At 58.2% G+C, this 25059-nt stretch carries 27 protein-coding genes; 14 read left to right on the top strand and 13 right to left on the bottom strand.

Annotation, left to right across the window (positions count from 1 at the left end; translation table 11 throughout):
* Positions 1 to 152: 152 nt before the first annotated feature.
* Complete coding sequence (locus JNB91_RS01505) at positions 153 to 2399, bottom strand: TonB-dependent hemoglobin/transferrin/lactoferrin family receptor (protein WP_220323743.1); 2247 nt, start codon at positions 2397 to 2399, stop codon at positions 153 to 155.
* A 291-nt stretch (positions 2400 to 2690) separates the two neighbouring features.
* On the opposite strand from JNB91_RS01505, the gene JNB91_RS01500 reads away from it, so the two are divergent.
* The 4 genes from JNB91_RS01500 to JNB91_RS01485 all read left to right on the top strand — a co-directional run bounded on the left by JNB91_RS01500 (position 2691) and on the right by JNB91_RS01485 (position 6352).
* Entirely contained in the window at positions 2691 to 3224 is a 534-nt protein-coding gene (locus JNB91_RS01500; RefSeq protein WP_220323742.1) for a TIGR00645 family protein, read from the top strand.
* Positions 3225 to 3448: 224 nt separating this feature from the next.
* Positions 3449 to 4783: a GGDEF domain-containing response regulator gene (locus JNB91_RS01495; RefSeq protein ID WP_220323741.1), complete on the top strand. Its 1335-nt coding sequence runs from the start codon at positions 3449 to 3451 to the stop codon at positions 4781 to 4783.
* A gap of 440 nt (positions 4784 to 5223) precedes the next feature.
* Complete coding sequence (locus JNB91_RS01490; protein WP_430736229.1) at positions 5224 to 5844, top strand: response regulator transcription factor; 621 nt, start codon at positions 5224 to 5226, stop codon at positions 5842 to 5844.
* Positions 5845 to 5878: 34 nt separating this feature from the next.
* Positions 5879 to 6352: a PAS domain-containing protein gene (locus JNB91_RS01485; protein ID WP_220323739.1), complete on the top strand. Its 474-nt coding sequence runs from the start codon at positions 5879 to 5881 to the stop codon at positions 6350 to 6352.
* A gap of 100 nt (positions 6353 to 6452) precedes the next feature.
* Here JNB91_RS01485 and JNB91_RS01480 read toward each other — a convergent pair whose 3' ends face one another.
* Positions 6453 to 7616: a DUF2333 family protein gene (locus tag JNB91_RS01480; RefSeq protein WP_220323738.1), complete on the bottom strand. Its 1164-nt coding sequence runs from the start codon at positions 7614 to 7616 to the stop codon at positions 6453 to 6455.
* Between the two features lie 141 nt (positions 7617 to 7757).
* Complete coding sequence (locus JNB91_RS01475; protein ID WP_220323737.1) at positions 7758 to 8090, bottom strand: hypothetical protein; 333 nt, start codon at positions 8088 to 8090, stop codon at positions 7758 to 7760.
* Between the two features lie 114 nt (positions 8091 to 8204).
* Between JNB91_RS01475 and JNB91_RS01470 the strand changes: the two genes are divergently transcribed.
* A complete protein-coding gene (locus JNB91_RS01470) occupies positions 8205 to 8594 on the top strand; it encodes a hypothetical protein (RefSeq protein ID WP_220323736.1) in 390 nt (129 codons plus the stop codon).
* A gap of 177 nt (positions 8595 to 8771) precedes the next feature.
* Here JNB91_RS01470 and JNB91_RS01465 read toward each other — a convergent pair whose 3' ends face one another.
* The 4 genes from JNB91_RS01465 to JNB91_RS01450 form a co-directional block, all read right to left on the bottom strand.
* A complete protein-coding gene (locus tag JNB91_RS01465; RefSeq protein WP_220323735.1) occupies positions 8772 to 9221 on the bottom strand; it encodes a pseudoazurin in 450 nt (149 codons plus the stop codon).
* A gap of 129 nt (positions 9222 to 9350) precedes the next feature.
* On the bottom strand, positions 9351 to 9932 hold the full coding sequence (locus JNB91_RS01460) for a thymidine kinase (RefSeq protein ID WP_220323734.1): 582 nt from the start codon (positions 9930 to 9932) through the stop codon (positions 9351 to 9353).
* Positions 9933 to 10015: 83 nt separating this feature from the next.
* Positions 10016 to 11020, bottom strand: a complete 1005-nt coding sequence (locus tag JNB91_RS01455) for an inorganic phosphate transporter (protein ID WP_220323733.1) — start codon at positions 11018 to 11020, stop codon at positions 10016 to 10018.
* Complete coding sequence (locus tag JNB91_RS01450) at positions 11020 to 11664, bottom strand: DUF47 domain-containing protein (protein WP_220323732.1); 645 nt, start codon at positions 11662 to 11664, stop codon at positions 11020 to 11022. Before JNB91_RS01450 ends, JNB91_RS01455 begins: the two co-directional genes overlap by 1 nt.
* Before the next feature lie 104 nt (positions 11665 to 11768).
* Here JNB91_RS01450 and JNB91_RS01445 point away from each other — a divergent pair, with 104 nt between their 5' ends.
* Complete coding sequence (locus JNB91_RS01445; protein WP_220323731.1) at positions 11769 to 12296, top strand: NUDIX hydrolase; 528 nt, start codon at positions 11769 to 11771, stop codon at positions 12294 to 12296.
* Here JNB91_RS01445 and JNB91_RS01440 read toward each other — a convergent pair.
* Positions 12277 to 12831, bottom strand: a complete 555-nt coding sequence (locus JNB91_RS01440) for an AAA family ATPase (protein WP_220323730.1) — start codon at positions 12829 to 12831, stop codon at positions 12277 to 12279. The genes JNB91_RS01445 and JNB91_RS01440 overlap by 20 nt on opposite strands.
* Before the next feature lie 125 nt (positions 12832 to 12956).
* Here JNB91_RS01440 and JNB91_RS01435 point away from each other — a divergent pair, with 125 nt between their 5' ends.
* Positions 12957 to 13988 carry a trans-3-hydroxy-L-proline dehydratase gene (locus tag JNB91_RS01435; RefSeq protein WP_220323729.1) on the top strand — a complete coding sequence of 344 codons (1032 nt, stop codon included), beginning with the start codon at positions 12957 to 12959 and terminating at the stop codon, positions 13986 to 13988.
* Here the strand turns inward: JNB91_RS01435 and JNB91_RS01430 are convergent.
* Positions 13981 to 14343, bottom strand: coding sequence for a YciI family protein (locus JNB91_RS01430; RefSeq protein ID WP_220323728.1), 363 nt, complete (start codon positions 14341 to 14343; stop codon positions 13981 to 13983). The two genes, JNB91_RS01435 and JNB91_RS01430, sit on opposite strands and share 8 nt — an antisense overlap.
* Before the next feature lie 101 nt (positions 14344 to 14444).
* A complete protein-coding gene (locus JNB91_RS01425) occupies positions 14445 to 15158 on the bottom strand; it encodes a L,D-transpeptidase (protein ID WP_220323727.1) in 714 nt (237 codons plus the stop codon).
* A gap of 267 nt (positions 15159 to 15425) precedes the next feature.
* On the opposite strand from JNB91_RS01425, the gene JNB91_RS01420 reads away from it, so the two are divergent.
* From JNB91_RS01420 to JNB91_RS01395, 6 genes are all read left to right on the top strand, one after another.
* Positions 15426 to 16379, top strand: coding sequence for a choline ABC transporter substrate-binding protein (locus tag JNB91_RS01420; protein WP_220323726.1), 954 nt, complete (start codon positions 15426 to 15428; stop codon positions 16377 to 16379).
* A gap of 87 nt (positions 16380 to 16466) precedes the next feature.
* Positions 16467 to 17327: a choline ABC transporter permease subunit gene (gene choW, locus JNB91_RS01415; protein ID WP_220323725.1), complete on the top strand. Its 861-nt coding sequence runs from the start codon at positions 16467 to 16469 to the stop codon at positions 17325 to 17327.
* The gene (gene choV, locus JNB91_RS01410) at positions 17324 to 18409 is read left to right on the top strand and encodes a choline ABC transporter ATP-binding protein (protein WP_220323724.1); all 1086 of its coding nucleotides are present in this window, start codon (positions 17324 to 17326) and stop codon (positions 18407 to 18409) included. Before choW ends, choV begins: the two co-directional genes overlap by 4 nt.
* Positions 18410 to 18531: 122 nt before the next feature.
* Positions 18532 to 19248 (top strand): HugZ family pyridoxamine 5'-phosphate oxidase, encoded by a 717-nt coding sequence (locus JNB91_RS01405; protein WP_220323723.1) that lies wholly within the window; start codon positions 18532 to 18534, stop codon positions 19246 to 19248.
* Positions 19249 to 19376: 128 nt separating this feature from the next.
* A complete protein-coding gene (locus JNB91_RS01400) occupies positions 19377 to 19697 on the top strand; it encodes an ArsR/SmtB family transcription factor (RefSeq protein WP_112456745.1) in 321 nt (106 codons plus the stop codon).
* 533 nt (positions 19698 to 20230) lie between these two features.
* Positions 20231 to 21346, top strand: a complete 1116-nt coding sequence (locus JNB91_RS01395; protein ID WP_220323722.1) for a branched-chain amino acid ABC transporter substrate-binding protein — start codon at positions 20231 to 20233, stop codon at positions 21344 to 21346.
* A gap of 61 nt (positions 21347 to 21407) precedes the next feature.
* On the opposite strand, the gene JNB91_RS01390 is transcribed toward JNB91_RS01395, so the two are convergent.
* From JNB91_RS01390 to JNB91_RS01380, 3 genes are all read right to left on the bottom strand, one after another.
* On the bottom strand, positions 21408 to 23030 hold the full coding sequence (locus JNB91_RS01390; protein ID WP_220323721.1) for a saccharopine dehydrogenase family protein: 1623 nt from the start codon (positions 23028 to 23030) through the stop codon (positions 21408 to 21410).
* Entirely contained in the window at positions 23027 to 23437 is a 411-nt protein-coding gene (locus tag JNB91_RS01385; RefSeq protein WP_220323720.1) for a thiol-disulfide oxidoreductase DCC family protein, read from the bottom strand. Before JNB91_RS01385 ends, JNB91_RS01390 begins: the two co-directional genes overlap by 4 nt.
* 72 nt (positions 23438 to 23509) lie before the next feature.
* The gene (locus JNB91_RS01380) at positions 23510 to 23971 is read right to left on the bottom strand and encodes an Lrp/AsnC family transcriptional regulator (RefSeq protein WP_220323719.1); all 462 of its coding nucleotides are present in this window, start codon (positions 23969 to 23971) and stop codon (positions 23510 to 23512) included.
* Between the two features lie 98 nt (positions 23972 to 24069).
* Between JNB91_RS01380 and JNB91_RS01375 the strand changes: the two genes are divergently transcribed.
* Complete coding sequence (locus JNB91_RS01375; RefSeq protein ID WP_220323718.1) at positions 24070 to 25029, top strand: threonine ammonia-lyase; 960 nt, start codon at positions 24070 to 24072, stop codon at positions 25027 to 25029.
* Positions 25030 to 25059 lie beyond the last annotated feature (30 nt).

The following is a 25059-nucleotide window of genomic DNA, read 5'->3' as shown; positions in this document are numbered from 1 at the left end:
GCGATTTCTAAGGAGCATTTTGTGCGGCCATGCTTATCGAAGCCGGTCCAACCTGTGAATAGCAGGCTCTGAGCGTCCACCGCCGATCCAAAGAAAAAGGGCGACACGATCACTCGCACCGCCCTCGACTGGAGATTTTGAAAGACTGGCGATCAGAACCGCTGGGTCAGAGAGATTTTGAACGAGCGGCCCGGCTCGGAATAGAAATCGGGACGTGAGGCTGTTCCACTTGTGGGGTTCACATTGCGCGTCCCGACAGCATTGAAATACGTCTTGTCAAAGATGTTGTAGACGCCCGCCTGAATGCGAAGCCCCTTTGTTTGCTCGGGCTCCCACCAGCCCGTGAGGTTTGCGATGCCATAACCCGGAGCGTCGAAGGTTGCCGGATTTCCGTCATCACGCATTCCTGCAGCGAAGATACCTGTCAGGTCGGCACCCCAGCTTTCCTGAGCATAGCCCGCTCCGAGAATGGCCTTGAATGGAGCAACGGTACGGATCAGTTCGTCGGTATCCGTGTCCTTGCCGTAGGCATAGGCAAGCGAACCGCTGAGGTGGAAGCCGTTCGCGAGTTCCTTGGTTGCCTTCAACTCGACACCCGAAATCTGGACACTATCGCGATTAAAGTAGCTGGATACAAACAGCGGGAATTGCGGAGGCTGGGGATCGCCGGTCACAACGTCGATGAAATTTCTATAGCGGTTGTGAAAGGCCGTCAGCTTGGCTGTCATGCCATTGCTTGTGTAGCTAGCACCAACTTCAAACCCTTGCGAGGTCTCCGGTTTCAGGTTCGGATTGCCAATCTGTGCGTAACCCGTCGTCGGATTGCTGAAGTTGAGATAAAGTTCGTTTACGGTCGGCGCGCGGAAGCCCATCGACCACTGCGCGAAAAGTTCGACCTCAGGTGTCAGATCATAGGTTGCCAAGAGTTTCGGGGAAAGACGCATTCCGTCCTGCCCCTCGGGTTCACCCCAGATTCCGAGACCGACATTCTGCTTGTAGCCATCGGAAATCTTCGGATCATAGTCGTACCAGTCAAAGCGTACACCAGGCGTCAGCGAGAAGCCCGTTTCGCCGATACTCATTTCATCTTCAACATAGAGTCCGATTTTCGAACCATCCACATCAGGGAAATCGCCTTGGGAGAAGGTCACCGGACTGGCTGGAGCAACGGTCATGTAGCTGGTAGTGTTCGAGATCGACGCAAGGCCACCGAACCGAAGCTCATGATCGATATTGCCCGTTTCAAAGTGGGAGATCAGGCCGCCAGTGATACCGAATGCGCTCTCTTCCATGTCGTTTTCGCGCAGGTATGGCGTTGTGTTGTTGCGTGTACCTTCCGAACCGGCAACCTTGTTAAGCCGCTGCCAATAAAGCGTAAGCGAAGCGGCGTCGATCAGGCCGCCTGCCTCCGGCGCCTCGTACTCGTAGTCAATAGAAACGCGTTCGCGCCGCGTGTCATCAACACCATTATAATCGTCAGGATTGAACGACGTATCAGCAGCTCCGGCAGCAGATTTCAATTCGGTATCCGTCTGAAGGTCGAACCGTTCGGTAGTAAGACCGATGCGGTGACCTCCGTCGAGATCCTGACGAAGCTTGAAAAGAAGATTGTTCTGATCGAAGTCGGCGGGGTTCGCTTCGGTACGACCGGTTGCACCACCACCAAAACCACCGATATCTCCATTACCCTTTCGTTCTTGGCCCTTCTTGTAACCGCCCTGGAACAGGACCGAAGTGTTCTGGATTCTCTTGGCAACAGCCACAGAACCACCAAAGCTGTTGTTATCTCCGTCATAGGTGAGCTTGGCAACGCCACCCCAGTCGCGCCCCTCGCCAATCAGGTCTTCCGGCTCAAGCGTCCTCAGGATCAATGCACCACCGAGAGCGCCGTTGCCTATGCGGCTCGAGTCAGCACCGCGAACCACGTCCACCGATGACAGAGAGGAAAGGTCGAAGCTATTCGTACCGTCGCTGACACCGGTCGTCGGAGACTGCGCACCCGAACGGGCGTCGTTGCTGAGGAACGGAATCGGTATATTATCAACCAAGGTGGTAATACGTGGACCACCAAGACCGCGGATGAACATGCCGCCAGGCATTCCCGGACGACTCTCGACAAAATCAACACCAGGCTCAGTTGTATTGCCGAGATCCTGAACGCTGTTTATTTCCTTTTTTGCTATGTCATCTGCAGTGGTGGTGCTGGCAAGTGGCGTGTTCGCAGCCGGATCATCGGCCTTAACCTTTACCCTTCCACCGCGGAGCACGATTGGTCGCAGTGTGGTGTCCGTCGCACTCGGCTGAGAGTTAGCCTGCTGAGCAGAAGCTTCGGCAGCAATGGAAAGCAGCGCAAGCGCGGTGCAGGTGGTGAGGATCGATCGCAGACGCCGGCTGGCCATAACTGTCCCTTTTATATGGCCGCACGCCATCCCCCTCGCGCAAGAGCACGATGGCAAAAGCTGGCCTAGTTAAATTTCGTCAAAAATGTGGCAGGAGGCAGAAACCGCCTTATTCATGCCATTAGAAAACATGACTCTGGTTGTCAATTATTAAAATATGACTTGATGAATCATGTTTATGTGAGTTTTGCCAAGTGATTTAAATGCAACAAGGCACACCATCTACGGCCTTGCCGGAACCACCTCTGGCCTATTATGTGAAGCACCCCTGATTAAGCCGGAGAACATCAAATGAAATCGCTGGAACTGCTGGTCGAGAAGATCATCCTCTCGAGCCGCTGGCTGTTGGTCGTCTTCTATATGGGCCTCGTGGCCGCGCTGGCGGTCTATGCGCTTTCCTTTGCCTTCAAATTCTGGAAGATCGCCAAGGATGTCTTCACGCTCGGCGAAGCCGAGATGATCCTCGCCATGCTCGGGCTGATTGATGCGGCGCTGGTTGCAAGCCTCATCGTCATGGTGATGATCTCCGGCTACGAAAACTTCGTCAGCCGGTTTGATGAGACGGAAGCCGACGTTTCCTTCCTCGGCAAGCTCGATGCCGGCAGCCTCAAGATCAAGGTCGCCTCCTCGATCGTCGCAATTTCGTCGATCCACCTTTTGCAGATCTTCCTCAACGCCAACCAATACACCGATGCAAAGCTGATGTGGTACACCATCATCCACCTCGCCTTCGTTGTATCCGCCGTTATGCTCGGCTGGCTGGAACGCATCATGGCGGCCACCAAGGCTGACAAGAACGAAGCCAAACAGGAAGCGCATCTCTGATGCGTTTCTAGAGCCTTCAGTCAGGGGGAATTGAAGGCTGCGGGCACTATTTCGTCAATTGAATGATTGATTAAGCAATTCCGGACGCAAAATCGAAATCCGATTTTGCGTCCGGAATTGCGTTATAACAAGGCGAGATAGAGTTTCCGCATATCAAGGAAATGTGGAAACGCTCTGGTAATTCATGTCGCTTATCAGGCGGCTGAACTGCCCCGGAGGACGACATGACTGTAGGCCGCGAGAATCTGCTTTCCATCAACGGACTGCGCCTGCAGCAGGGGGAAAGAATACTTCTCGTGGAGGATTCCGTCGCGCTGTCGACGCTGTTGACCCAGCGCCTGGAAGAGGAAACCGGCGCGATCGTCACGCGCTGCGGCTCTCTTGCGCAAGCGCGCAAGAACATTGACGAAGGCACGTTCCTGCTCGCCTTGAGCGGCCTCAACCTTCCCGACGCACCGAATGGCGAGATCCTTGATCTCCTCGTGGAGAAGGAGATCCCGACAATCGTCTTCACGGCGATGTTCGACGCAGAGACCAGAGACCGCTGCACCGGCAAGAAGATCGTCGATTATATCGTCAAGGACGGCACCAAAACGGTCGATAAGGTCGTTCAGACTGTCAGCCGCATCATCGCCAACAGCGCCCACAAGATCCTCGTTGTCGATGACGCCCGCACCGCCCGGTCCGAACTCGTGGAAATTCTCAACCGCCAGAACTTTCAGGTTCTGGAAGCCCGGTCTGGCCGGCAGGCGCTGGAAATACTGACGGCGGACGAGACGATCGATATCGTCATCACCGACTATCACATGGCCGATATGGATGGCTACGAACTCACGCGCCGCATTCGCCAGACCCGCAATTCGGAACAGCTTCGCATTATCGGCATTTCCTCGTCCTCCGATCGGCTGCTGTCTGCAAGCTTCCTCAAGGCCGGTGCGTCGGATTTCATCTATCGCCCCTTCGTGCATGAAGAACTCAAATGCCGCATCGACAACAACGTCGAAACGCTGGCGCAGCTCAATCATCTTCGCCGTCTGGCGGAACGGGACGATCTGACCGGCCTTGCAAACCGGCGCCATTTCTTCTCGACCATGCGCCAGCATGGCAAGCAAGCCATACGCGGTTCAATCGCCCTCCTCGATATCGACCATTTCAAGACGGTGAACGACACCTATGGGCATGATGCCGGCGATGCCGTGCTGCAGGCCATCTCGGCAGTCATGGCGGATATGTGCGCGCCCGCAAGACATATGCCCGCCCGCATCGGTGGAGAGGAGTTTGCGATCTACCTCAATCATCTGGACGCGTTTCAGGCACACTCGTTCTGTGAGGAATTACGCAACACTATCGGCGGATTGGCGATCACAGCCGGCAGCCGATCGATCTCGGCGACCATATCGATCGGCGTCGTCGAATTCGAGCCGGACGAAACGTTCGAAAACCAGCTCAACGCCGCCGACCAGCTTCTTTATCTCGCCAAGGCCAAGGGCAGAAATCGGGTCTATTCCACGCTCACCATCCCGGAAGCGATCACCCCGACCGCATCCGTTGAAAGCTGAGACGGAGGACGCAGGCGTCAGCCGGATCGGGCAACAGCGAGTATCGGCTCACAGACACATAAGCCAGGCGTCGGGAAAGCCAGCATTATGCGCCGATGTCGTTGTAACAGACCAAACTTGGCGGCCTCATCTTTGCAGTGCGACAGGAAAACTTGAATTGAGCTTATTTCCACACTTCAGGCATTTGCCCATAAGCCACTGAAATCAAATAATTAACCTGATCACGTATCACGAAAGCTGTTAACTCGCGGATTTTTGACGAGTTTTCTCTGGCTATTCAATGTAACTAGTATATTTATTAACAATAACATAGCTCCTTTGAACCCGAAAAACTGATGATAACTCACGAACGGCAATCGGTGCTGAGCAGCGAGATATCTGCGACCCAATCGCAAGAAGGTCTATTCTTGGCCTTGCGACGGGTAACGCATGAATTCAGCTTGCAGCACGTTACGTTGCTGTCGCTTACCAATCCGGACGAGAAATTTCTGTCGCGGATGATTTTGCAGAGCAGCATTCCCGAGCCCTATTTTGCGGAATTCGACCGAAAGCGGCTTCTGGAAAAATGCGCCCTTGGCGATATCATCCTGCAGTCGAAACTACCCTTTTGCTGGTCGATCGGCGACCCGCGTCAATCCCGTCCCTTTGCGGTGGATAGCGGCATTGAAGATCTTCAACGACGGTACGGATTGATCACCAGCGTCGCGATGACACTTCACTCCATCGAAGGCGAACGCTTCATCATGCGTTTCGATGGCGCCCGCCCCCGCCTTACCCAGGTCGAGCTCAACGAGATCGGCATGATCATCCTGCATGCCTTCGACATGTTCGAGAAGATCCGGCGTAACGAGCGCCAGGCCGCCCCATCCCCTCTCACCGTCCGCGAGCTGGAAGTGGTCCGCTGGACAGCGCAGGGCAAGACATCCGTCGAGATCGGCCGGATACTGACGCTCTCCGATCACACGGTGAACGCCTACATGACCAATGCCATCAAGAAGCTTGATTGCGTCAACCGGACGCAGCTTGTGGCCAAGGCGCTAAGGCTTAGACTTATCGCCTGAATTCAAAACAGCCCCGGCTGGAGATCATCTGAAATTGGCATCCTGGATCGAGCATTCGCGCAAACCATACGAAGCCCAGCATCGGCTTATCGGTTTGAGCGACATGGAAATACTGGAACTCGTCGGCTCCTTCCGCCTGTGTGGCTTCTGGCGCTTCAACATTGATAGCGGACATATTTTCGGCACTGCGGAATATTGCCAGATTTTCGGGATCGAACATGTGGATGGGCCGCTCGATCTTGTCCGGTTGAGTGCGGCCATCCATCCGGATGACCTGACCGGGATGATGGAGACCTTCGAGCGTGCGAGTGCATCGCGGCTGACTTTCCACAATCTCTACCGCGTCAAGAACGGCCCCACGACCTTCAAATTCGTTCGCAGCGTTGGCAAATTCCGGGCAGGAGATGAGGGAGACGGCGACGTTGTCGGCATGACCTACGAGCTTTTCCCGCAGGCAAGCACGACGATCGGCTTCATCCCCGACGACGAACTGAACGGCCTTGTTTAGAGCATGTCTCCCGAAAGTGGTCACCGGCTTCGGGATAAAGACATGCGCAAAAACAAAGAGCTAAAGCACGACAAGCGAGCCTGAAAGATCGCGACGTGCTTTAGCGGTCGAGCACCAGTCGGATCTCCACCAGGTTGGAGCGAACCCGCAGCGTGTAGAAGCCCATCACCGCCAGATGCGTCGGCATGATCCAGCCATCCTCGGCACCGTTAGAGATGATTGCCGGCTGGATGCGCAATGCCGCCTGCATCTGCTTCAGCATATCCGCCCAGAGCGGCGCCAGATTGCGCTCGCGAATGACCTGCGAGAAGTCAGCGCCGGCGGCCGAAAGGATGGCGTAATAACCGTAAAGCTGACCGTAGGCGAACCAGAAGCGATCGTCCGCCCGCGTGTCGAACCATCCGCCATTATAGTTTTCAGAACGCTCGCGCAGGATCGCGGAAGTGCCGCCGAGATCGTTAGCAACGCGATCGATGAACTGGACGAGATTGTCGGCGCGGCTGTCGAATGTGGCAGAGCAATTGCCCAACTCGACATTGAACTTGTTCAGGCTGTTGATCGCGGCCCGATAATAGCTCGGGGTCGGCGTCTTGGGGCCGAACGGGCTCAAGCCGAAATACCAGGAATATTCGTCAAACTGCAGGTTGCTGCGCGCATCCTGAAGATTGGAGTTGACGCCCGAAGTCCCCCTCATCCGCGCCAGCGTATCGACAAGTTCGACGGACGTGCGGCGAACGGCCTGGTTCACACCACGCTGGAACGATGCCTTGTTGTCGAGAAAAGGCGTATGGTCCCAATCGATCCCGAAAAAGCCGAGGCGATAGAGAAGCATGGAAGAGATCCATGCATTCTGGTTGACATTCATGTCGGTGAGATCGGCCGACGCATCCGCGATGGCAGACGTCTGGCATTGCCTTGCAGCTGCGGCGGCCACCCCGGATGTCGCGGCGGCCTGAGCCTGCGCCTCGACGCCGGGCACAGGCAACTCCTGGCCCGCAGGAATGTTGCGCTCCGTCCATCGGTAGCTATCGACGAAATTCGGATCGAACCCGCGCCAGACCTGCGTTTGCCAGATGAAATAACCATAGAAGGCAACGAGCAGGACGAGAACGAGCGCGATCGGCCCCTTTACCATGAGACGGCGCCCCCGGTACCAGCCATGGACGGCCATCAGCGGCCATATCAGCCAGGCGATCAATATCCGGACGCCGCGCCCTATGGCAGCAGCCATGCCTTTGAAGAATCCGGTGATCTGGTCGCGCATCTAGTCCTCCTGGAAGCCGATCGGTCTCCGCTGACATATGATGCCGATCCTAAGAGTACAACAGCTGCGGTGGGATGGATTGGAACAATTTGGACTGAGATAGTGTCACACTCATCCACCCCGGGTCTCACAACGGGTAAGTCACGCGCCTTCGAACCGCTTTGCAAAAGCGACATCCGTCCTCTGCCGGCTGCGTTCCAGGCGTCCTCCCGGCAACAGCTCATGCCCCAGGCGCCATACCGGCCGGGCTAGATGCGGATAGGCATCGGGTGAAAGACTGTGCGCCTCGCGGTCCCGATCGAAGGAGAGAAGGACCGAATAGAGATCGAGCAGGTTTTCGATATCGAGGTTCAGCTTCTGCAAGAGCAGGTTCAGATCGCGAACACCCGCATTCAATGCGCGTGCAACCGTATCGACCTGACCGACCATTCTCTCGAAATCGAGCTTTCCGGACATGTTTCCAACGCCATCCATGGCACTGTGATCCTCTCCGCCCAATGCTGCATCTGACACATCAATTGCCCGGAGCCCTGCCAATCCGGCCAAGGCGTTTTCAGCCGTCGTTCGTTGGCCGGTCACGGTCCGACGATGGGCCTCGATCAGCCCTGCCAACCTGTCCGCCCTGCCGAGCATGGTACGCAATCTCTCGATTCCACCACTTCTTCCGGCGCGCTGCTCGATCCGGCGGCGCATCAGTTTTTTGGAAAAGAAGCCGACGGCAATATCGCTCGGCTGCGGGTTTTCTCGCCGGACGAAAACTGCCCGCTCGTCGTCAACGGCATCTCCGATCCTCATCACATGCGAGGCAAGTTTTCCGTAAGAGGATTTTTGCTCTATCAGGAATTCCAGACGCAACGCACCGAGCTCGGCGGAAGCCTCGCCATCGAAAGGCTGTACGATGGTTGCCGGCTTGGGGATTGCCGCCAGCAACGCTTCCCCCGACTCAAGCACGGCCTTCAGACCGGCATCAAGCTCTGAGACAGTATCCTCAAAACGAGGGGAATTATCCGCTTTCACCATAGTTTCTGCCTCCATGCCCGGAGAAAGAAATAGGGCCGCTGCGCATTTTGACGACAGCGGCCCTGCAATAATAACTAGGTGATAAAAAGGGTAATGATTAGGTAATGAAAAGGTCTGTCTAGAAAAACGGAAAGCTCAGAGACCGAGCTTTGCAATCTCGGCGTCAAGGCGTTCTTTTGCCTTCTTCGGCATCTTGGCAGCCTTGACCGCGTCGATGTTGGACGGCGCTTCACCGACGACGACGAGGGCAACCATGCCCATGCCGAGATGCGGCGTGCATTTGAAAACATAGGCGCCGGGTTGATCGACGGTCACGACGAGATCCTGGCTGATCTTGCCCTTCATCGCGGCGACGCCTTCAGGAACAAGACCCGGCATGGAAGCGGCATCGTGCCCCTTGTCGACGGAGATGAACTTGATCGTGTCTCCGGGCGCGACCTTCACCGCTGCCGGTTCGAAGACCATCGGCTGACCGTCAGAGCCCTTATTGAGCATCTTGATCTCGATTTCGGCGGAAAGTGCCGGCAAGGCCAGCAGAACCGCGCCAGCGGCCAGCGTGGCGGTCTTCAGTATCGTTCTGAACATCGAATTCTCCTGCGAAGGTTCGCGGCACCACCGCGATGTCTGCGTTTTACCGCTGCAGGACTTTGGCGCTTTGACATTGGTCAATAGAACGAAACCTCCCCGTTTTTTTAGGGGGAGATCACGAGAACGTCAGTCGCAGCGCATCTTTTCTTCCCAATGTCGCCGGCACAGTGAAACGTATTTCTCGTTGCCGCCAACTTCGACCTGCGCACCTTCGCGGATCACCGCGCCGCTCTCGTCCACCCTGACGACCATGGTCGCCTTGCGGCCGCAATGGCAGATGGTCCTGACTTCCCGCAATTCATCGGCGATCGCCAGAAGTTCGTAGGAGCCGGGAAACAGCTTGCCCTGGAAATCCGTACGCAGACCATAGGCCATCACGGGAATACCGACCCGATCAGAGACCCGCGCCAGTTGCCATACCTGCTCCGCGGAAAGGAACTGGGCCTCGTCGATAAAGACACAGGCAATCGGCTCCTGCGCATGCATGTCCGCTATCGCGGCAAAAAGATCGTCATCCGAACCGAACGGAATGGCATCCGAAGAAAGCCCGATCCGCGACGCAACCTTGCCCTTGCCCGCCCGCTCATCCAGCGCAGCGATGAAGATCACCGTGCGCATCCCGCGTTCCCGGTAATTGTAGGAGGCCTGCAAGAGCATGGTCGACTTGCCGGCATTCATCGTCGCGTAATGGAAATAGAGCTTGGCCATGGCTGCGTTTTCTTATCCTCCGGCGGCAAGCGGAAGACAGGCCGTCGGATAACCACAGATATTTGCTGACGGTTCGCGGCCGGTTAATCGAACAGAGCCACGATCTGATAGGTCAGATAGGAGATCAGCGCCGCAGCCGGCATGGTCACGATCCAGGCAATGACGATATTGCCCGCAAGCCCCCAACGCACTGCCGAGACACGCCGCGCGGCCCCGACCCCGATGATCGCACCGGTGATCGTATGCGTGGTCGAGACCGGAATGCCGAGCCATGTCGCGCCGAACAAGGTCAGCGCCCCGCCGGTCTCGGCGCAAAAACCCTGCATCGGGTTCAGCCGGGTGATCTTCGATCCCATCGTATGGACGATCCGCCAGCCGCCGAATAGCGTGCCGAGCGCCATGGCCGACTGGCAGGTAATGACCACCCAGAAGGGCACGTAGAACTCAGACCCGAGATAGCCCTGGCTGAACAGAAGCACGGCGATGATGCCCATCGTCTTCTGCGCGTCATTGCCGCCATGGCCCAGCGAATAGAGCGATGCGGAAATAAACTGCATGATGCGAAAAGTGCGGTCGACGGCAAAAGGTGTCTGGCGCACGAAGATCCAGGAGACGGCAAGCACCAGAACAAGTGCCAGAAAGAAGCCGATCGCCGGCGACATGAAGATCGCCCCTGCCGTCTTCAGAAAACCGCCCCAGACGATCGAGGAAATGCCCACCTTTGCAAGCCCCGCCCCGATCAATCCCCCGACCAATGCATGCGAGGAACTGGAGGGAATGCCGAAAATCCAGGTAACGATATTCCAGATGATCGCCCCCATCAGCGCGGCAAAGATCACTGCGGGCGATACGATGCCCGGATCGATGATGCCGGTACCGAGCGTTTCGGCCACATGCAGGCCGAAAAACATGAAGGCGATGAAATTGAAGAAGGCGGCCCAGGCCACCGCATATTGCGGCTTGAGCACCCGCGTCGAGACGATCGTCGCGATCGAGTTTGCCGCATCATGCAGGCCGTTGAGAAAATCGAAAAACAGCGCAATGCCGATCAGTCCGACCAGCAGCGGAAAGGCGAGAGTCAGGTCCATCAGACGTTCTCGATCACGATACCACTGATTTCATTGGCAACGTCCTCGAAGCGGTCGACGACCTTTTCCAGTTCGCCATAGATCTTGGCTCCGATCATGTAGGCCATTGCATCGCCGGAAGTGCCGTGCCGCAGAAAAAGATCCTTGAGACCCTGATCATGCAGATCGTCGGACCGGCCCTCGACACGCATCACCTCTTCAGCAATGGCGCTGAGACGCTGCGCATTGGCGCCGAGCTTGTCGAGCAGCGGAATGGCTTCCGCAACGAGATGCGCCGCCTTGACGACCTCCTCGCCCATCTGCCGCATCAGCGGATCGAAATTCGACTGTTCGAAAAGGCGGATGGTTTTCACCGTCTTGTGCATCATGTCGATCGCATCATCCATCGACTGGATCAGATCCTTGATGTCACCGCGATCAAAAGGCGTGATGAAACTGCGGCGCACAGCAAGCAGGACATCGCGGGTAATATCGTCCGCGCGATCCTCGAGTGTGACGATGCGCTCGCAATTGGCATCGACATCCTTGCCATTCAGAAGCTCGCCCAGCGCTTCGGCCGCCTCGACGACGGTCCGCGAATGTTCGGAGAACATGTCGAAGAACTTGTCTTCGCGCGGCATCAACTTCCTGAAAATACTCATCATAACAATAATCCCTGCTGCGGCGCCAACTTCAGGCCCGTCACAAAACTGTCATAAAAGCCATCAGACCGCTGGAATCAACCGCAAAAATCGGCATGTAAACGGGTATGAAACCTTCCACGAAAGACAAAAAGCCTCAGGCAGGCACACTGCGCACGAAGCCGCGCACGCTGTTGCAGCAGCTTGCGCAGATGCCGGAGAAGCTTTTCAACGACGAATTTCGCCAGCAATACGGCGCTCTCTGTTTTCGCCGAAATCCCGATGACGATGCCTTGCAGATCCTGCTGGTGACCTCCCGCGACAGCGGTCGCTGGATCATTCCCAAGGGCTGGCCGATGAAGAAAAAACAGCCGCACGAAGCAGCCGAAATCGAAGCGTGGCAGGAGGCAGGCGTCCGCGGACGTGCCAAAAAGAAGCCGGTCGGCCGCTACACCTATCTCAAATGGCTGGACAATGGCGATGTCGCCCCCTGTATCGTCGACGTCTTTCAGGTCGAGGTGACGGAGATCGAAAAGAACTACAAGGAACGCGGCCAGCGCGAACTCGCCTGGCTCTCACCGGAAGAAGCCGCATACCGCGTCCGCGAAGTCGAACTCAAATCGCTGATCATCGATTTCAGGCCGAAGAAGAAATAGCCCTTGCTGCGCCAAGAGTGCTGAGAACGAAATCCGCACGCTCGGCAACGGAAACCTTCGGCAGGACGACCACTTGATAGCCGAGCGCCGGATAGGCGGCGGCAAGCCGTTCATATTCCGCGACGGCATCGCTTAGCGAGTGGCGGCGCTCGGCATCCCCCTCATAGATTTCCGGCCATGGCGGTGTCATGAACACCAACCGATGATAGGGCTGATCCGCGTTCAACCGCTGTGCCACCGTCTCTCCGGTGGCAAGCTCCAAAGCCACGGCTGCGTCGATCAGGCCGCGATCGAAAAACGTCCATGCGTCATTCATTACAGCAGCCTGCCTGTCCGCAATCGCCACCTCGATTGCCAGCCGCGCGAAGGCCGCCAGATCCACCCAGGGCAGTGCCTTCCCCTCACCCGCCAACTCTTGGGCGACAATACGCCTTCCGGGCTCTTCCACCGTGGCAAAACCACGAGCGCCAAGTTCAGCCAAAAGCGTCGACTTGCCCCCGCCGGAACATCCCGAAATTACGACAAACCGGTTCATCTCGTCCCCCTTTCACATGTTGCCGCACCAGCAAATGCTGGTTAGCATATTTTCAAATGCAGAAAGCCCTGAGCTTTCAGCTTCGGCTCCTGCGAACGACACCCCAATCTCTCCGGGAAAAAGCAATGCGCTCATCCAAGATCATCCACGTCGTCACCTGCCATGCGGAAGGCGAGGTCGGGGATGTCATTGTCGGTGGCGTCGCACCGCCTCCGGGCGAGACGATCTGGGAACAGTCCCGCTTTATCGCTAAGGACCAGACCTTGCGGAATTTCGTTCTCAACGAACCGCGCGGCGGCGTCTTTCGCCACGTCAACCTTCTCGTGCCGCCGAAGAACCCGAAAGCCCAGATGGGCTGGATCATCATGGAGCCGGAGGACACGCCGCCCATGTCAGGTTCCAACTCGATCTGCGTCTCCACCGTCCTGCTCGACAGCGGCATCATCCCGATGACCGAACCCGTGACTAAAATGGTGCTGGAAGCGCCGGCCGGACTGGTCGAGGTCGAGGCGGAATGCAGGGAAGGCAAGGCCGAGCGGATCACCGTCACCAATGTCAAAAGCTTCGCCCAGAAGCTCGGCGCATCGCTAGATGTCCCCGGCCTCGGAACCATTACCGTCGATACCGCCTATGGCGGCGACAGTTTCGTCGTGGTCGATCCGGATGAGATCGGCATCGACCTCATCCCCGAAAATGCCCGCCTGATCGCCGAAACCGGCATCAGGATCACCAATGAGGCGAACCGGCAGCTGGGCTTTTCGCATCCGGAAGAGACCGGCTGGAACCATATCTCCTTCTGCCTTTTCGCCGGCAAGCCCTATCACGAAGACGGCGAGCTGATGGCAAAATCCGTTGTCGCCATCCAGCCCGGCAAGATCGACCGTTCGCCGACAGGAACCGCCGTTTCGGCGCGCATGGCGCTGCTGCATGCCCGCGGTCAGTTCAAGCAAGGCGACAGCCTGACCGGTATCTCCATCATCGGTACACGCTTCGTCGGCAGGATCGTTGAGGAAACGCAGATAGCCGGACAAAAGGCCATCATTCCGTCGATCACCGGCCGGGCCTGGATCAGCGGCACCTCGCAACTGATGCTCGACCCCTCTGACCCGTTCCCCGGCGGCTACAAGCTTTCCGACACCTGGCCAATGCTCAAGTAGACGGCCTCCGATATTCCAGGAACGGCCGCACCTCGACCGGCGTCCGGCAGGCGATTGCGGCTTTGCGGCCCCATTCGAGCGCTTCATTCATGTCTGCGGCCTCTAGCACCCAGAAGCCACCGACATGCTCGCTTGTCTTCAGATATGGGCCGTCGGTAACCTCCACCTCCCCGCCAGGCCCGGCCTTCAGCGATTTCGCGGCCGCAACCGGAGCAAGACCACCAACGAAAAGCCGGATACCGGCGGCGATCATCTCTTCATTGAGTGCGCTGATATCGCGATGCATCGCCTCGTCTTCCTGGACGGCCGGATCGTAATCGTCGGGATGATGAATGGCGACCAGATAAAGGGTCATGATCTTCTCCTCCTGCGGCAGGGAAGGCATTCTGCCTTCCTTTCACGCGAAGGACGAGCGGTCGGACGGAAATCCGACAAGCTGCCCTGAAGTTCCGAACGTCAGGCCGTCCGGAGCGCGCCCTGATGCACGACGATGCGCGCATGGTAGGGAACACGGGTATAAAGGTCGAGAATATCCTGGTTGACGAAGCGCACGCAACCGGAGGACGTCGCCTTGCCGATAGACTGCCAATCCGGCGAGCCATGCAGGCGATAAAGCGTGTCCTGACCATTCTGGAAAATGTAAAGCGCGCGCGCACCGAGCGGGTTCTTGATCCCCGGATCCATGCCGCCGGCCTTGACCGAATAACGTGCAAGCGAGGGCTGGCGGGCGATCATCTCATCCGGCACCTTCCAGCGCGGCCACGGCTGCCGCCATTGAACCACGCCCTCGCCTTCCCAGGCAAAGCCGTCACGTCCGAGACCGACGCCATAACGCATCGCCGTGCCACCGGGTTCGGTGACATAGAGGAACCGGTTCGGTGTATCGACAACCACCGTGCCGGGCTTTTCGCCCGTCGGATCGATAACCCGCTGCCGGTAATATTTCGGATCGATCTGCTGGTATGGGATTGCTGGCAGCTTGTGCCCACCATCTTCCATCGCAGCATATCGTGTCTGCAATTCAGCCTCGCTCGGCGGCCCGATCGGACGCTGTGCAACGGCAGGAACGACGGAAGGCTGGGAGGTCGTGGTGCAGCCGGCCAGCGCCGCCGTCATGGAGACGGAGCCGAGCACGAAGGTGCGCCGCGACAGGGAAAATGATGTGGGCATGAAGGTATTTCCGGAATTGAGCAGATGACGATGCGCCTCTATCTGCCCTGATATGAGTTAGATCAAGTCACAACCAGGGCATCAGGCCTAGCAAGCGCCCCATGGTGACAATTTTGCCGATCCCGAAATTGCCCCAGGGGGCTGCTCTGACTCTGCCCCAGCGCAGAATGTCGCAAACGCCCCGTATCCCGCGACGTAAATGCGCACGCTTGCTTGGCGTAGGAAGTTATTGATAATGACCGGGAACAGATAAGAAAGGGAGCAATCATGCGCATCCATAAATCGCTGGCCTTCACCCTGGCCATTTCCGCCTCCCTTGCCGGCTTTGCCGCCAATGCATCTGCCGCCGAGCCGGCAGCCTGCGGCACCGTCCGGTTCTCTGATGTTGGCTGGACCGACATTACCGCGACCACAGCAACCGCCTCGGTCCTCCTGAAGGCGCTCGGCTATCAGACCGATATCAAGGTCCTTTCCGTCCCCGTCACCTATTCGTCACTGAAGAACAAGGATATCGACGTCTTCCTCGGCAACTGGATGCCCACGCAGGAAGCCGACGTCCGCCCCTTCCTGACCGAAAAGTCGATCGAATCCTTTGGCCCCAATCTGACGGGCGCGAAATACACGCTCGCCACCAATGCCAAGGGTGCTGAACTCGGCATCAAGGATTTCAAGGATATCGCGACGCACGCCGATGCGCTCGGCGGCAAGATCTACGGTATCGAACCGGGCAATGACGGCAACCGCCTGATCCTCGGCATGATCGAGAAAGACACGTTCGGCCTGAAAAAGCTGGAAGTGGTCGAATCCTCCGAACAGGGCATGCTCGCCCAGGTCGCCCGTGCCGACAAGGCCGGCGAGCCGGTCGTCTTCCTCGGCTGGGAACCGCATCCGATGAACGCCAATTTCCAGCTGACCTATCTGACGGGAGGCGATGATGTCTTCGGTCCGAATTTCGGCGGTGCCGAAGTCTATACCAATGTCCGCGCAGGCTTCACCGAGGAGTGCCCGAATGTCGGCGCCTTCATCAAGAACCTGAAATTCTCGCTGCCGATGGAAAACGAGATCATGGGCGGCATTTTGAATGACGGCGAAGAGCCGGAAGTCGCCGCAACCGACTGGCTGAAGGCCAATGCCACCGCAATCGAGCCATGGCTTTCAGGCGTGACGACCAAGGATGGCAAACCCGGTCTCGAAGCCGTCAAATCCGAACTCGGCCTCTAATCCCGACAGTCAAAGGGCCGGTCTTCCGGCTCTTTCTCTCGATCTTTTTGATCCTGACCTTTTTGATATAGTGAGGTGGTACCGGACGTGAACTGGCTACCCGACTGGCTCGTCGATTCGAGTGGAAAACTTCGCCTCGGCAACTGGGCGAAAAACGCCGTCGACTGGCTGACGACCAATGCAAGCTGGTTTTTCGACTGGCTGTCGCATGTCCTGTCCAAGGTCATAGATGCGCTTCTGGCGGTTCTGCAATATCCGAACCCCTTCCTGCTCATTGCGCTCTTCACGGCTCTCGCCTACGGCCTTCGCCGCTCCATCGGCGTCACCGCCTTCACCTGTCTCGGGCTGCTGCTGATCTACAATCTGGGCTACTGGAAAGAGACGACAGAAACGCTGGCGCTCGTGCTGGCGGCTACCGTGGTCAGCATGGCAATCGGCATACCGCTTGGCATCGCGGCGGCAAGGCGCGAATGGATCTATCAGGGCATGCGCCCCGTCCTCGATCTGATGCAGACCATCCCCACCTTCGTCTATCTGATCCCGGCGCTCATCCTGTTCGGCCTCGGCATGGTCCCGGGCCTGATTGCAACCGTGATCTTCGCCATCCCGGCCCCGATCCGCCTCACACGCCTCGGCATCATCTCCACCCCGAGCGCACTCACCGAAGCAGCCGTCGCCTTCGGCGCCACCTCAGCCCAGGTCCTGCGCAAGGTCGAGCTTCCCTATGCAATGCCGCAGATCATGGCCGGTCTGACCCAGACCATCATGTTGTCGCTATCCATGGTCGTCATCTCTGCACTTGTCGGTGCAAACGGCCTTGGCGTGCCGGTGGTCCGGGCACTCAACACCGTCAACATCGCCCGCGGCTTCGAAGCGGGGCTGTGCATCGTCATCCTTGCCATCATCCTCGATCGCCTGTTCAAGAGCCGAAACGGAGATGCGCCATGACCGGCCCCTTCCCCACCGAGCACGAGACCAGGGACTGCGTGACATTCCGCAATGTCGATATCGTTTTCGGCAAGGAGCCGAATGCCGCCCTGCCCTTGCTCGATAACGGCAGAAGCCGCGACGAAATCAGCGCTCAGACCGGCATTGTCGTCGGCGTCTCGAATGCCTCGCTATCGGTCCGCGAAGGCGAGATCCTCGTCCTGATGGGACTGTCCGGCTCGGGAAAATCCACGCTTCTGCGCGCCGTAAACGGTCTTGCGCCGGTGGTCCGCGGCAGCGTCAGCGTCGCCACCCCCGCAGGCCCGGTCGACCCTTACGGAACCAGCGCCAGGACACTGCGCGAATTGCGCATGCACACCGTTTCCATGGTCTTCCAGCAATTCGCCCTCCTCCCCTGGCGGTCGGTGGCAGAAAATGTCGGCTTTGGTCTCGAACTTGCAGGCGTCACTGAAAAGGAACGCCAGAGCCGCATCCGCGAACAACTCGAACTTGTCGGCCTCAGCCAATGGGCGGGCAGGCGCGTCGGCGAGCTTTCGGGCGGCATGCAGCAACGCGTAGGCCTCGCGCGGGCCTTCGCCACCGGCGCGCCCATCCTGTTGATGGACGAACCCTTTTCCGCCCTCGATCCATTGATCCGCACCAAGCTGCAGGATGAACTGCTGGAATTCCAGCACCGGCTGAAAAAGACGATCCTCTTCGTCAGCCACGATCTCGATGAAGCCTTCCGCATCGGCAACCGTATCGCCATCATGGAAGGCGGACAGATTATCCAATGCGGCACGCCGCAGGAAATCGTCCGTGATCCGGCAGATGACTATGTCGCCGATTTCGTCCGCCACATGAACCCGATCAGCATGCTGACAGCGGGCGACATCATGACGAAGGGCATCTCCGCCGCCACGAGCGCAACACCGGTCTCCGCTTCGGCATCACCGGATACACCTCTGGTTGACATCATGGATGGACTTGCCCGCCAGCGCGGCGCCATTGCCATTGTCGACAATGGCAGCATCGTCGGCTCCGTTACGGCGGACGATGTCGTCAAGGGGCTTACGCGCCATCGGCTGCGCGACAGCCGTTGAGCCATTATTTCTTAACCGTTGGTAGATGGTGCGCAAACTTGACGCGGCAAGGTCCCTTTTGCGGCGCGGAATTAAATGATATAAAAATAAAGCAAAATCGAAAAACAACCAGAGAGTGACGGATGGCCGAACAGGCCCAGTTATTGCGACCCACGGACGATGAGGCACGCGAGCTTGCTCGTTCGCTGATCCGTGGCGCACGCTACATGTCACTCGCAGTGCTCGATCCGGCGACAGGCTTTCCTTCCGTCAGCCGAGCTTTGACCGCGATCGACCTCGATGGCGTCCCCGTTGTGCTAGTTTCAGCGCTCTCAGGTCACACAAAGGGTCTCAAAGACGATTCCCGCTGCTCGCTGCTTGCTGGCGAACCGGGAAAAGGCGATCCGCTGGCGCATGCCCGCATCACCGTTTTCTGCGAGGCCGAACTCGTTTCCCGTGATAGCGCGGCGCATCAAAGACTTCGCGCTCGTTTTTTAAGACGCCACTCGAAGGCGCAACTTTACGTAGATTTTCCTGATTTCAGATTTTATCGGCTTGCTCCCGTTCAGGCATCCCTCAACGGAGGCTTCGGGCGTGCCTATGCGTTAGGCGCCGAGGACCTGGTTTTTCCGCTCGCTGCAGACGAATCAGCATGGCTGAAAATACAGAACGAATTGGTCGAAAAGACCTCCGAGGCGGCGCGTTTTGCGCAACGTCTGGGTCTAGGAGACAAGAATTGGAGATTCGGATTGGTCGATCCCGCCGGGATTGACTTGATTTCGGGTGATGTACTCGTCCGGCACGAGTTTCAGCACAGACTAGACTTGCCGGAAGACGTCATACATTATATCTGCAAATAAACTAAAATGTAGCTCGAACTACCCGAAATTTAGGGGATGTACAAATTCCGCCTGCGCCGCCTAACATCACCGGATAACAATATTTGGTGAATTGCGCGGCCACTTTGGAGACGAGGTGAAGAGAACTAATGGATAAGGTTGCACTATCTGAACATTCAAACGCAGCAGCAGGCCTGCTGTCTGCCATGGCCAACCCCAAGCGGCTGATGATTCTCTGCTGCCTGGTAAAGGGAGAGGTCGCAGTGGGGGCACTGGCGACGCGCGTAGGCTTGAGCCAGTCGGCCCTGTCCCAGCATCTTTCCAAGCTTCGCGCACAGAAGCTGGTCAAGACCCGTCGTGACGCTCAGACGATCTATTATTCCAGCTCTTCGGAGTCGGTACTGAAGATCCTCGACAGCCTCGAAGACATCTATATCGCTGCAGAACGGAAAACATCCGCTGCCGCCTGATCTAATTGGATCGGTCTAAAAGATGCCCGGGCAGCCCCCGGGCTCTCTTGTTTCTAAAGCATATCGCACAACGGCTTTGCGCAACTGAGATGCGATAAAAAAACCTGAAGCGCACAAGCGTTCCCGCAGGATCGCGATGCGCCTTGAAGCGCCGATATCTGATGCTTTTCAAGCGAGATTGGCGCCGCCTATTCTCTGACCAAGAGATACCGTTTGCACCGATGTCCTGCCCAACGTGATCGGGCTTTGATCAGCAGAAATGCAGATTCCGCTTCGCATCGTCTTAGGATCAAGCGTTGAAATATCCCCACCGAAATGTCGCAGTTTCGGTTATCTTCTTGCGCGCAACTCACAAGATTTCTACAAAAATTGCCATCCGCTTCACGAACCAAACATGGACGTGTGCAGATCGATGTTTTGCGCTGCCATAGCTGCTCGACAACTTTGTCTTCACAGCGAGGCGCGCCAGGCATCATGACCGGCAGTCCGGGAGGCCTGCCAATGAATTCTGCCGATGCCCCAAGGAGACAGACATGACATTGAAGACAATCACGGCAGCGCTGGCTGCCTCGCTGGCCTTTGCGCCGCTCGCAGCAACGGTTGCCCATGCCGACATCACCATCGGCCTCATCGCACCGCTGACCGGCCCGGTCGCAGCCTATGGTGATCAGGTCAAGAATGGCGCCCAGACGGCCGTTGACGACATCAACAAGGCAGGCGGCATTCTCGGCGAAAAGGTCGTCCTGAAACTGGCCGACGACGCCGGTGAACCGAAGCAGGGCGTTTCCGCCGCCAACCAGATCGTCGGCGAAGGCATTCACTTCGTTGTCGGCCCGGTCACCTCGGGCGTTTCCATTCCCGTTTCCGACGTTCTCGCCGAAAACGGCATCCTCATGGTCACCCCGACCGCGACCGCACCGGACCTCACCAAGCGTGATCTCGCAACCGTCCTGCGCACCTGCGGCCGCGACGACCAGCAGGCAGAAGTCGCCGCCAAATACGTTCTTGAAAAGCTCAAGGACAAGCGCATCGCCATCATCAACGACAAGGGCGCCTACGGTAAGGGCCTCGCAGACGCCTTCAAGGCGACCCTGAATGCCGGCGGCATCACCGAAGTCGTCAACGACGCCATCACCCCCGGCGACAAGGATTTTGGCGCACTCACCGCCCGTCTGAAGTCGGAAAAGGTCGATGTGATCTATTTCGGTGGCTATCACCCGGAAGGCGGCCTGATGGCCCGCCAGCTGCGTGACCTCGCGCTCAACGCCCAGATCATCGGCGGCGACGGCCTGTCGAACTCCGAATACTGGACGATCGGCAGCGAAGCGGCAGCCGGCACGCTGTTCACCAACGCATCCGACGCCCTGAAGAGCCCGGATTCGAAGGCAGCAGCAGATTCGCTCGCCGCCAAGAACATCCCGGCCGAAGCCTTCACGCTGAATGCCTATGCCGCAGTCCAGGTCATCGCGGCCGGCATCGAGAAGGCCAAGACCGCCGAAGACGCAGAAGCCGTGACCGCAGCCCTGAAGGACGGCTCGGCCATCCCGACCGCCATCGGTCAGCTCACCTACGGCGAAACCGGCGACCTCACCTCGCAGAGCTTCTCGCTCTACAAGTGGGAAAACGGCAAGATCGTCGCCGCCGAATAATCGGCTTCGAAACAAACACGTGGCGGGCGCTCGAAAGGCGCCCGTTTTGCTTTCCGGCCGATCAGATACGGCGAAGCCGCCCTCTGTAGTGGATCACGTCACCGATCAATGGCAGGGTGATCGGTACATCGAAACAGAAGTCATCGCCCTCTCCCCATTCCCGTGCCTCGCTGCGTGGCGCCAGAATGAGCGGCATGGGCACGCCGAAGATCGACCATTTACGCATCACCATCGTCAGCCCGGCTTCGTCCGCAGGCAAGTCGAAGAAGAACCGCATTGGCCCGAAGCGTTCGACGAGATTGCGCCCCGTTTGGCGCAAATCGCTCTTAAACACATGCCCGCCAAAATCCCGCGTCCAGCGCTCGATACCGCCCTCCTCCTCGAAGGAAACATGCACATCATGCTCCCCTTCCGGCGGGAACCCCATGATCGCAGCAACCAGCCGCGCCGGCGGCGAATGCCCACGCGTCACCGTTGCCGTTCCTTTGGCCCCCGCATCACCGAACACCGCATGCATCTCACGCACCGGCCGCGGAAGTCTATCAAAAGCCGCCCCCATGACCCGCCAGTATAGCGGCTCGTAGATTTCCGACGTGACCTCTCGATGGATCGAAAGCGCATCAAACTGTGACGCGAAATCATCCAGCAGAAGTTCACCCGCAGCCGGTCTGGATCCGGCCGCTATTTTCCCTTCCGCCAACGCATTCGCCAGCAAGTGTGCAGCCATGGTGGGAATTTCCGGCCCATGCCCGTCCTCCGCGATCAGCGTCCATCGCCGAGCCACAAAAGTTCCGCCTGCCCTGCCCTTGACCTCGATCTTCATCGCGGAACGATCCGTCCCGAACCGCGCGCCAAGCCCCTGCAGGGGCAGAAGCCATTGAGCAAGAGAAGAGAGTGAGCAAAGCCATCCCCACTTCACCGGCCAGCTGAAAAGCCAGAGCGCCAGAAGCTGAAAGGAAAACTCCGGTCCCGCCCGAAAGATGGCAGCCGGGCGCCCTCCTATCCCCTCAGGCACGAGATCGTGGTCCGGCACATCAGCCAATGCCACAAGTCGTGTAATGCTCGGCCTTCCCACGACGTGATACCGCACGCGTTTCAATCTCTGCCACCCGGTCTCATCGACCCAGCGGCGGCCGCGCCACAACCGCACCGGCCTTCCGACATAGCTCAGAATAGCGGCTGCAACCGAAGCTCCCGCCGTCGCACGGCTTGAGGCGCTGATCGACATGGAGACACCGAAAACCTCTTCCATGTCGCGACCGAGTTCGGCAATTACCGCACCGGACATGGCCGGCACGCTGGAAGCCCCGGACAGGACGACAATCCCGTTTGCGCGCGCCCGATCGTCAAGCGCCGCAATACCCGTGACGAAATCCCGCGCATCGGCAAGATCGATGTAATGGATACCGCAAGCGATACAGGCCTCCGCGACATGATAGGAACTACCCTGAAACGGCCCAGCAGCATCGATCAGCAGCAGGGGACGGTTCGCCTCGAGTATCGCGTGAAGGTCGCAGTTGCGATCGGCAACCAGAGGCCTGGCATTCGGCACGCCGGCCGCGAACTGCCTTGCGGCCTCGGCGTTGCGGCCCGCAACCAGCACGCACCAGCCATCCTTGGCCAGACGCCGTGATAGCCTGGCGCCGAACCCGCCATAACCGCCGAGGATGAGAACCGTCTTCACAGCACACGATCTGCATGGTCGGGAGCAGGCACCCAGCACGCCTCCCGTCGCCCGAAGATGCGGTAACGGTTGCGGGCAATAAAGCGATAGAGTGGATCGCGCAGGAAACGCGGCACAAACCGAAACAGGAGAGCGGCCTTCCACGGCCAACCGAGCCCGCCATATATCGCCAGAACCGCATCGCTGTCCTTAAGGACCGCATCACCCTCAACCACGATCATCGTCTCGGGATTGGCCGGATCGATGCCGAGACGCCTGTAAAGTGCGGCACCAACCTCGCCCTGCATCGATGCAAGGTGAAACCGACGTGCATGGTCGTGGGCGAGCACGAACTGCGCATTGGCCGAGCATAAAATACATTCCGCATCGAAGATGATGATCGGACCCGATAACTGTTTCGCGTTCATGCGAAGAAGCATATTCCGCAGTCCCCGAATGAGGCAACGACCATTCGGCCATAGGATTAACGCCGCCGCCCCTCACTCCACCGGCACGACTAGTCCACGTTTCAACGTCTTCAGCACCACGCTTGTCGTGAATTTGCGGATATTCGGATTGAGCTCCATCATCCGGTCGGCCAAGGCATCGAAATGATCGACCGATTGCGCCAGGATCACCAACGTATAATCCCCTCGCCCGGATGTGCCCCAAGCTTCCTGAACCTCCGGTGTTTCCGCCACCCAGCGCTGAAATGGCGGTAAAAGCTCGGGCCGGTCGCGCTCCAGTTCCACCTCGACCAGCATCGAGACCGCGCCGCCGACTTTCTTCGGATGGACAATAGAAACATCGCGCAGGATCACCCTGTCGTCACGCAGCTTCTGCAGCCGCCTTTGTGCCGAGGATGGCGACAGCCCCACCCTCTCGGCAAGCTCGCTCAGCGTAATGGTCGCATCCTGCTGCATCAGCTTGAGTATATTGCGGTCCGCCTTGGTCAGGGTCACGGGTAAATTTCCCATTTGAAATCACTAATCGGGAGATTTTTCCGCATAGTCCGATATATTCAGGAATAACACCAGCTTTTCATTGCCATGCTGTTGAAATGACTCACGAACAGCCCGCCCCATCCGCCGACGGCATTCTGGCCGCCTCCCGCGCCATTGATCCGGTTTTCACCAACAGTCCGCTGATCGAACAGCAGACCACCAATGCCGAACTCGGCCTGCGGCTTTTCGCCAAGGTGGAAACGCTGAACCCGATCCGCTCCTTCAAGGGCCGCGGCACCGATTGGTGGATGCAGAACGAAGAGCCGGGCGATCACCCGGTCGTTTCCGCATCCGCCGGAAATTTCGGCCAGGGCCTCGCCTATGCCGGCCGCGCCCGAGGACGAAAGGTCATGATCTTCTCGGCAACCTCGGCCAATCCCGGCAAGGTGGAGGCGATGCGAAGGCTCGGTGCAGAGGTGCGGCTCGAAGGAGATGATTTCGACGACGCCAAGGCAGCCGCCCGGGCTTATGCCGAGATCAACCACTGCCCCTTTGTCGAAGACGGCGCCCTGCGCGCCATCGCCGAAGGCGCCGGCACGATCGCGCTCGAAATCACCGAGCGCCTGGACAGAGACGGCATCTCCCTTGATGCCATCATCGTTCCTCTCGGCAATGGCGCGCTGCTCACCGGCATCGGCACATGGGTCAGGGCCAAAGCTCCCGACTGCAAAGTGATAGGGGTCGTCGCAGCCAACGCGCCGGCCATGAAACACTCATGGGAAACCGGCCAATTGATCTCCACCGACACCGCAGGCACCGCTGCCGATGGCATCGCCGTACGCGAATGCGTGCCCTATGCACTCGACTGCATGAAGACCACTGTCGATGACGTCTGGGCGGTGAGCGAGGAAGCCATCCGCAAGGCACGCGAGTTCTGCCTCGCCCATTACGGCCTCGTCGTCGAAGAGGCGGGAGTAGCCGGCCTTGCGGGCCTGATCGAGCACGGCAGCGGCCTCAAGGGCAAAACCGTCGCCACGATCCTTTGCGGCGGCAATGTGCGATCGGCTTCAGCATAAAAGTGGGCATTTTCGTTCACCCCTCCCCGT

Origin of the sequence: Aliirhizobium wenxiniae (genome assembly GCF_019511445.1) — a bacterium.
Lineage (GTDB): Bacteria > Pseudomonadota > Alphaproteobacteria > Rhizobiales > Rhizobiaceae > Neorhizobium > Neorhizobium wenxiniae_A.
This window is presented reverse-complemented; position numbering and strand designations above follow the sequence as displayed.